Below are 7,873 nucleotides of genomic sequence, written 5' to 3'. Positions count from 1 at the left end.
GCCGCCAGGTTCGCCTGGGCGGCGTCGAGCGCGGCCTGGGTGGTCGCGGCCGGCGTTCCTGCGGTGACCCGCACCGACAGCACGCCGGGAACGTCGACCCCGGTCACACCGCTGACCCCTGTCGACCATCGGTCGCCCGCGCGCAACGTGACGGGTTCTCCGCCGACCCGCACCTCGAGATCGGTGGTGGCGACCAGCTCGAGGTGCGCCGAGGCCTGCTCGGCAGCGGCGCCGGCCCGCTCGACCGCGCCCGCGGCGCCTTCGATGGTCTGCATCAGCTGACCGGTGAGCGTGATCGCGGACAGACTTCGCTGCGCGGCATCGAGTTCGAGTTGGTGGCCTTCGATGGTGCCGATACGGGCGGCGATGCGGTCGACCTGGTCCCAGTCTGCCAGCAGCTGCGCAGCAGCACGCGCGGCGTCGACCCGGGCCTGAGCGGTTTCGAGGGCGGACCGCGCCTGCGTTGCCGCCTCCTCGGCCGCTACCTGCACCTCCTCCGCGGTCGCCAGTTCGTCGGCGGCTTCGTCGGACGCAGCCTGCAGGTCGGCGATCGCCGCGGTGCGTTCGTCGATGTCGGCCCGCGCGCGGCGCCGCTCGGTCAACGCCGCGAGCGTCGCGGTGTGTGTCGACTTCGCCGCATCGGCCAGCGCGGTGGCCTGGGCGAGCTCGCCGCGCAGCCTCGCGATGGTCGCAGCGGCGGTTCTGGCGCCGGTGAGTCGCTCGAGCGCAGCGGCGCTGTCCGTCGTCAGCGCCGCGACCTGGGCGGTCAACGTGGCGTGGGTGCGGACCGCCTCGTCGACCTCGGCAACCGCAGCGGCGCACTTGGCCACGTCCTCGTCGGCAGCCCGCAGTCTGGCGGTCGCGGTCGCCCATTCCCCGGTGGGGCGCCCCGTCGTGGTGAAGTATCGCCGGTACTCCTCGTCGATCCGGTTGATCAGCAGCGTGTCGACGTCACCGCAGTTGCCGCCGTTGGGCAGGGCAGAGTTTTCGGCGTGTGCGGTGTCTGCGGTGTCTGCGACCTCGCCGGCGGCCACATCGAGGGCGCGAGACAGGGCGTTGCATCCGGACAGGTCGGCCGCCGAGGTGGGCGCCGACTGCAACACCCGCTGGGCCTGCCACAGATCCATGTCGACGGTTTCGGCGAGCATGGCCAGCACCCTGTCGTGGGCGTCGTCACCGGTGAGTTGTTCGCGCCGCGGCGCCAGCAGCGTCAACTCCGTCTCGGCGCGCTTGTGGAACCGTTTCCGGTACACGAAACGGTAAGGCCCGGTCGAGATCTCGGCGGTGACCTCGGCGCCGACATCGGCGTGGGTGGGCTTGACCTGTTTGACTTCTTTCTTGGTCGAGCGGTCCTTGGTCTCGAGCAGCAGGTCGAGAGCCTCCAACATTGAGGTCTTGCCGGTCTCGTTGGCGCCGCTGATGACGACCACGCCGTGGTCGGGCAGCTCGATGTCGCGGTGGGAGATGCCGCGGTAGTTCGTCAGTGTCAGGCGGTGCAACTTCATGCTGCACCACCCTCGGCCAGCCGTCGCAACAGTGCCAGCGCACCCCGGGCGTCGTCGGCTTCCTCGCCGGTGGAGCGCGCGGCGGCCACCAGTTCGTCGACCGCGGCGACCGCGAAACCGCCGATGCCGAGATCGTCGAACTCGCCGTCGGCGGGCATCACGGCGATGTCGGTCTGCTTGTCCCACGGAACGAGCGCGGCGAACAGCCGGGCGTAGCGGTCCAGGCAGCCGTCCAACGTGGCCATGTCGGTGACGGTCAGCGTTCCGGTCAGACCCAGCCGGATCACCGTGCGCTCCTTGTCCGGCATCAGGTCGAGATTGATGTCGAGATCGGCGATGTCCCGGCTGTTGTCCACCGGACGGCGCAGCGACACGAACCGCCAGTTGCCGATCCGGCGGGTGTCGACCGCGACGGGCCGCTGCGGATCGGATTCATCGAGGTCGACGACGAGCACCTGCCCCGGATCCGGTTCGATGTCGTCGTAGTTCGTCACCTCCGGTGAACCGGAGTACCAGACCCGCCCGGTGGCGCCGACGCTCAACCGGGAGTGCTTGTCCCCCAACGCCACATAGTGGACCGCACCGCGGGCGACTGCGGACTCCAGCGCTGCGAACCCGATCAGTGAAGGCCTGTCCTTGTCGGGCACCAGGATGTCGACCGCACCGTGGCCGACGAGGATGCGGGTGGTCCCGTCGGCCGGCAACGCCTCGAGGACCTCGGCGACCAGGTCGGTGGTGGGCGCTTTGGAGTACCACGGCGCGGCCACCAGCTGCAGACCGGGCCGCACCTCGTGGATACCGGGACGGTCCAGGACGACGACGTTGTCGGGCCGCTCCGCGGTGAACAGCGCGCTGGTGTACACGGACGAGGCATCGAGCGGGTCGTGATTGCCGGGAAGCAGGTAGACCGGCACGTTGATGGCGCGCATCGCCTCCAGCGACTGGCTGACGTCGCGCGGGGCGAGCTGATTGTGCTCGAACACGTCGCCGGCGACGACGACGAATTCGGCGCCGACCTCGGTGGCGAGCGGTCCGAGAGCGGCGACCGCGGAGCGCCGGGCAGCCGAATACCGAGGCTGGGCTTCCCCGTTGAGGAAATGGCGGGTCATCCCGAGTTGCCAGTCGGCAGTGTGCAGAAACCGCATCTCACCCGTCCTTCCTCACCTGGTCCCCCGGCCTGTCGGCCATGGCACCGCGAGTGTATGGCGGGCCACCGACAAGTCCGGGGACGCGCACCGGCATGCCCTACCGTTGTTGGCATGAGCACCACGATCCGCACGCTGCTGCTGCTGCGCCACGCCAAGTCGGACTATCCGTCCGGCGTCGACGACCATGAGCGCCCGCTGGCCGAGCGGGGCATTCGGGAGGCCGCACTGGCCGGCGACTGGATCCGAGCGAACGTCGGTGACGTCGATGCGGTGTTGTGTTCGACCGCGACCCGCACCCGCCAGACGCTGGAGCGGACCGGGATCACCGCGGCGGTGCAGTATGTCGATCGTATCTACGACTCGACACCCGGCATCGTCATCGACGAGATCAACGGCGTGCGATCACGGTTCGCCGCAGACCTCGGGGACCACGCCGAACTCGCCACCCTGCTGGTGGTGGGACACGAACCGGTGATGTCGTCGCTGGCGCTGAACTTCGCCAACGACGACACCAACAACGGTGCTGCCGCCCAGGAGATCTCGGCGAAGTTCCCGACGTCTTCGGTTGCGGTGTTGCGCACTGCCGACCCGTGGGATCAGTTGGCGCTGGGCGGCGCCGAACTGGTCGACTTCCACGTCGCGCGCTGAGCGCGCAAACAGCCGGAGCGCGCTGAGCGTACGAAACGGCGTTACGCGCGGGTGGCCAGCGTCAGCTCCATGAGCTTGATCGCCATCCCGCAGGCGTCGATACCGGGCGTCTGCGGATTGACCCACCAGCCCACCACTCCCGCGGCGTCGCTGGCCACACCGCAGGCCCCGTTGGGATCGTTGGGACGCATCACGATCGACTGGATACCGGCGACCGACCGGTTCTCGATCTGATACTCCAACTCCTCGGCGGTCTGGCGCTCGTTGTCGAGGCTGCCCAGCTCGAACCAGAAACGGGTGATGTCGACGAGCCCGGCGGGGTTGGCCGCCTGCCATCTGCAGACCGCACCGACGAAGGTGCTCTGGATGTCCAACGGGTCCGCACCGACGGTCTCGGCGAGGATGTCCTCCGTCAGCACGTCGCATTCCTTCAACAGGTTCGGGTACTGGCGCTCCGAGTCGTCGTTGCGGGGCGTGTTCCCGGAACCCGCCTTGGCCGCGGTGCCCTCGACGGTCTGGGTGCAGCCGGTCAACAGGACCAGACCGGCCAGGGCGGCGATCGCACCGGCCCGTGTCCGCCGCGCGCTCACCGGGAGTTCACGATCGACTGGCGGGTCAGCTCGGTGGCCACCTCGCAGGCGTCGGGGAACGGCGGCTGCGCGTAGCTGATCGACCACTCGATGAAGTCATCACCGAACTGGACGCCGATCTCGCACAAATTCACGTCGCCGGTGGTCAGGTCTTCGTTGATGCCCATGAAGCCCTCGTGGCCCTCGATGTTGATGTCCTCCACGCTGGTGCGGGACAGCTCCATGGTCTTGCGTTCCCGGCCGATGGGGCTGCCGCGGAACCAGGTGAACGAGAAGTGCGGACCGAGGATGCTGCCGCCGGCGAGCCACTGGCACCCCACCGACGTCTTGGCGGTGTTGACCAGGCCGGGCACCTGTGTCTGGTTGATGACCTCTTCGTCGCTGATGCCGCCGCATTCGGGAAAGAACGGGCCGTGCGAGATGCCCTCTGCCGGCGCATCCGTTGTCGGCACGGTCGGAGACGCCGGCTCGGAGTCGGAGCACGCGGCAAGGACCGGGATCATGGCCGCGACCGCGACGGCCAGAGCTTTGGTCGACTTGCTGGGTGTCACGCCATGCACTGTAGCGGCCGCGTCCGAGGGGAACCACCGACATGCCGACTGAGCAGCTCATTTAGGGAGTTCTCAGGCAGGGCAGCCGAACACGCGTCCCGCCTGGAGGGTGTGCGAAAGTAGCGGGATGCTCTGGGAGCTGCTCCGACGGCACGTGCGGCCGTACCGACGGTTGCTTGCGGTAGTGGCGCTGCTCCAGGTCATCAGCACCCTCGCGACGCTGTACTTGCCGACGGTCAACGCCGCGATCATCAACGACGGCGTCGCACAGGGCAACCTGACCCTGATCGTCGAGCTGGGCGGGGTGATGCTCGCGGTCACCGCGTTGCAGGTGGTGTGCGCCGTGGGAGCGGTCTACTTCGGATCACGAGCGGCGATGAGCGTCGGCCGGGATCTGCGTTCGGCGATCTTCCACCACGTCACCGGGTTCTCGGCCGAGGAGACCGGTAGGTTCGGCGCCCCGTCGCTGCTGACCCGGACCACCAACGACGTCCAGCAGATCCAGTTGCTGGTGCAACTCACCTGCACGATGCTGATCACCGCCCCGATCATGTGCGTCGGCGGCATCGTGATGGCGATCCACCTCAATGCCGGTCTGGCCTGGCTGCTGGTGGTCAGCGTGCCGCTGCTCGCGGTCGCCAACTACTGGATCGTGTCGCACCTGCTGCCGATCTTCCGACGGCTGCAACGCCAGATCGACGGCATCAATCTGGTGATGCGCGAGCAGCTCACCGGCCTGCGGGTGGTGCGGGCGTTCGCGCGAGAGCCTTACGAGCGCAACCGATTCGCCGAGAGCAACCGGGCGCTGGCGGACACCGCGCTGGAAGCCGGGCGGTGGCAGGCGCTGATGCTGCCGGTGACCACGCTGGTGATCAACATCTCCAGTGTGGCGCTGATCTGGTTCGGTGGGCAGCGCATCGACGCCGGCCAGATGCAGGTGGGGTCGCTGATCGCGTTCCTGTCGTACTTCATGCAGATCCTGCTCGCGGTGTTGATGGCGACGTTCATCCTGGTGGTCATCCCCCGGGCGTCGGTGTGTGCGGAGCGCATCACCGAGGTGCTCAGCACCACCCCTGCGATCACCAGCGACGAGACCGCCGTGCGGCCCGCGCGGATCATGGGTGAGGTCCGCCTGGATTCCGCGACGTTCAGCTACCTTGGCGCCGACCGTCCGGTGTTCGAAGATGTGTCGCTCACCGCGCCCCCAGGCACCACTACCGCGATCGTCGGCTCCACCGGGTCGGGCAAGTCGACGCTGCTGTCGCTGGTCTGCCGGATGTACGACGTGACCGGAGGTTCGGTGAGCGTGGACGGAATCGACGTGCGCGACTTGGACATCGAACGACTCTGGTCGGCGATCGGGCTGGTCCCGCAGCGTGGCTACCTGTTCTCCGGCACTGTGGCCGACAACCTGCAACTCGGCGCGCCCCCAGGGCATGTGGCGGACGAAGACGAGATGTGGGAGGCGCTGCGGGTGGCCGCAGCCGACGACTTCATCGCCGCCCACCCGGACGGCCTGGCCATGCAGGTGGCACAGGGGGGCATGAACTTCTCCGGCGGGCAACGCCAACGCCTGGCGATCGCCCGCGCAGTCATCCGTCGCCCTGCGATCTACCTGTTCGACGATGCGTTCTCCGCCCTGGACGTTCACACCGATGCGCGGGTTCGCGCCGCGCTGCGCGCGGTGTCGGCCACCGCGACGGTGCTGATCGTCTCGCAGCGCATCGCCACGGTCGCCGAGGCCGACCAGATCGTCGTCATCGACGACGGCCGGGTGGTCGGCACCGGCGACCACGTACATCTACTGCGGACGTGTTCGCAGTACCGCGAATTCGCCGATTCCCAGTCGGTCAACGCCGCTCAGACATGACCGGACCGCTGGCGCGACCGTTGCGCGGCGCCGAGCCGCCGGAGGTTCGGTCCCGCGACTTCAAGGGCTCCGCGGTCCGGTTGTTCAAGCGCCTCATCCCCTACCGCGGGCTGACGGTGGCGGTGATGCTGCTGGGCGTCGGCGGCATCGCCATCGGGGTGGTGGGCCCGCGCATCCTCGGCCACGCCACCGATCTGCTGTTCAACGGTGTCATCGGCCGCCAGCTCCCGGAGGGCCTGACCAAGGCGCAGGCCATCGACGCGGCGCGAGCACGGGGTGACGACAGCTTCGCCGACCTGCTGTCCGGCATGGACGTGGTACCCGGCCAGGGAGTCGACTTCGGCGCCGTGGCCAGGACTCTCGCGCTGGCCCTGGCGCTGTATCTGGTTGCCGCCCTGATGGTCTGGCTGCAGGCCAGGATGCTGAACGTCGTCGTGCAGCGGACCATGATCGCGCTGCGCGCCGACGTCGAGGACAAGGTGCACCGGCTTCCCCTGCAGTACTTCGATTCGCGGCGGCGCGGGGAGGTGCTCAGTCGGCTGACCAACGACGTCGACAACGTCCAGACCTCGCTGTCGATGTCGATCACCCAACTGCTGACCTCGGTTCTGACGGTGTTCGCGGTGGCGGTGATGATGCTGACCATCTCGCCGTTGCTGACGTTGCTCACGGTGGTGACGGTGCCGCTATCACTGTGGGTCACCCGCACGATCGCCCGCCGGTCACGAAAACTGTTCGTCGCGCAGTGGCGCAACACCGGGCGACTCAACGCGCACATCGAGGAGACCTACAGCGGCTTCACCGTGGTGAAGACCTTCGGACACCGCGCCCAGGCCGAAAAACAGTTCAGCGAGCTCAACGACGATGTCTACCAGGCCAGCTTCGGCGCCCAGTTCCTGTCGGGACTGGTGTCGCCCGCCACGATCTTCGTCGGCAACCTGAGCTATGTGGCGGTGGCCGTGGTCGGCGGGCTGCAGGTGGCCACCGGGCAGATCACGCTCGGCAGCATCCAGGCGTTCATCCAGTACGTCCGCCAGTTCAACCAGCCACTCACCCAGATCGCGGGGATGTACAACACCCTGCAGTCCGGGATCGCGAGCGCCGAACGGGTCTTCGACCTGCTCGACGCCGACGAGGAGCCTGCGGATACCTCCGAGATGATGCCCCCGGTCGGCGACGGGCGCAGCGGGCGTGTCGAGTTCGACCACGTCTGGTTCGGATACCTGCCCGACACCCCGGTCATCGAAGATCTGTCGCTGGTCGCCCAGCCGGGCACCACGGTCGCGATCGTCGGACCCACCGGCGCGGGCAAGACGACGTTGGTGAACCTGCTGATGCGGTTCTACGACGTCGACTCGGGGCGGATCCTGCTCGACGGCGTCGACATCTCCTCGGTGAGCCGCGCATCCCTGCGTTCCCGGATCGGGATGGTGCTGCAGGACACCTGGTTGTTCGCGGGCACGGTGTACGACAACATCGCCTACGGCCGCCCGGACGCCACCGAGAAGGAGGTGATCGAGGCGGCCGCCGCGGCGTACGTCGATCGGTTCATCCACACCCT

7 protein-coding genes are annotated in these 7,873 nt (G+C 68.2%); 3 read left to right on the top strand and 4 right to left on the bottom strand.

Features of this window, described 5'->3' with window-relative positions; translation table 11 throughout:
* Both WA944_RS01400 and WA944_RS01395 read right to left on the bottom strand, forming a co-directional pair.
* A partial coding sequence (locus WA944_RS01400) for an AAA family ATPase (protein ID WP_526646138.1) occupies window positions 1–1,505 on the bottom strand: 1,505 nt, incomplete at its 3' end.
* Complete coding sequence (locus WA944_RS01395) at window positions 1,502–2,650, bottom strand: metallophosphoesterase family protein (RefSeq protein WP_526370658.1); 1,149 nt, start codon at window positions 2,648–2,650, stop codon at window positions 1,502–1,504. The genes WA944_RS01400 and WA944_RS01395, both read right to left, overlap by 4 nt.
* Window positions 2,651–2,764: 114 nt before the next feature.
* On the opposite strand from WA944_RS01395, the gene WA944_RS01390 reads away from it, so the two are divergent.
* Window positions 2,765–3,301 (top strand): SixA phosphatase family protein, encoded by a 537-nt coding sequence (locus tag WA944_RS01390; RefSeq protein ID WP_526370657.1) that lies wholly within the window; start codon window positions 2,765–2,767, stop codon window positions 3,299–3,301.
* A 41-nt stretch (window positions 3,302–3,342) separates the two neighbouring features.
* Here the strand turns inward: WA944_RS01390 and WA944_RS01385 are convergent, their stop codons facing one another.
* Window positions 3,343–3,891 carry a DUF3558 family protein gene (locus tag WA944_RS01385; RefSeq protein ID WP_526370655.1) on the bottom strand — a complete coding sequence of 183 codons (549 nt, stop codon included), beginning with the start codon at window positions 3,889–3,891 and terminating at the stop codon, window positions 3,343–3,345.
* Entirely contained in the window at window positions 3,888–4,451 is a 564-nt protein-coding gene (locus WA944_RS01380; RefSeq protein WP_526370662.1) for a DUF3558 family protein, read from the bottom strand. The genes WA944_RS01385 and WA944_RS01380 overlap by 4 nt, the downstream gene beginning before the upstream one ends.
* A 118-nt stretch (window positions 4,452–4,569) precedes the next feature.
* Between WA944_RS01380 and WA944_RS01375 the strand changes: the two genes are divergently transcribed.
* Complete coding sequence (locus WA944_RS01375; protein WP_526611395.1) at window positions 4,570–6,312, top strand: ABC transporter ATP-binding protein; 1,743 nt, start codon at window positions 4,570–4,572, stop codon at window positions 6,310–6,312.
* A partial coding sequence (locus WA944_RS01370) for an ABC transporter ATP-binding protein (RefSeq protein WP_526646135.1) occupies window positions 6,309–7,873 on the top strand: 1,565 nt, incomplete at its 3' end. The genes WA944_RS01375 and WA944_RS01370, both read left to right, overlap by 4 nt.

The sequence above is a fragment of the Mycobacterium sp. genome, from assembly GCF_049683355.1.
Taxonomy (GTDB): domain Bacteria; phylum Actinomycetota; class Actinomycetes; order Mycobacteriales; family Mycobacteriaceae; genus Mycobacterium.
This window is presented reverse-complemented; position numbering and strand designations above follow the sequence as displayed.

What these genes read in the sequence shown, in the direction of transcription:
- WA944_RS01390 (WP_526370657.1), top strand. Translation starts at nt 2,765, where the DNA reads ATGAGCACCACGATCCGCACGCTGCTGCTGCTGCGCCACGCCAAGTCG.
- WA944_RS01375 (WP_526611395.1), top strand. Translation starts at nt 4,570, where the DNA reads ATGCTCTGGGAGCTGCTCCGACGGCACGTGCGGCCGTACCGACGGTTG.
- WA944_RS01395 (WP_526370658.1), bottom strand. Translation starts at nt 2,650, where the DNA reads ATGCGGTTTCTGCACACTGCCGACTGGCAACTCGGGATGACCCGCCAT.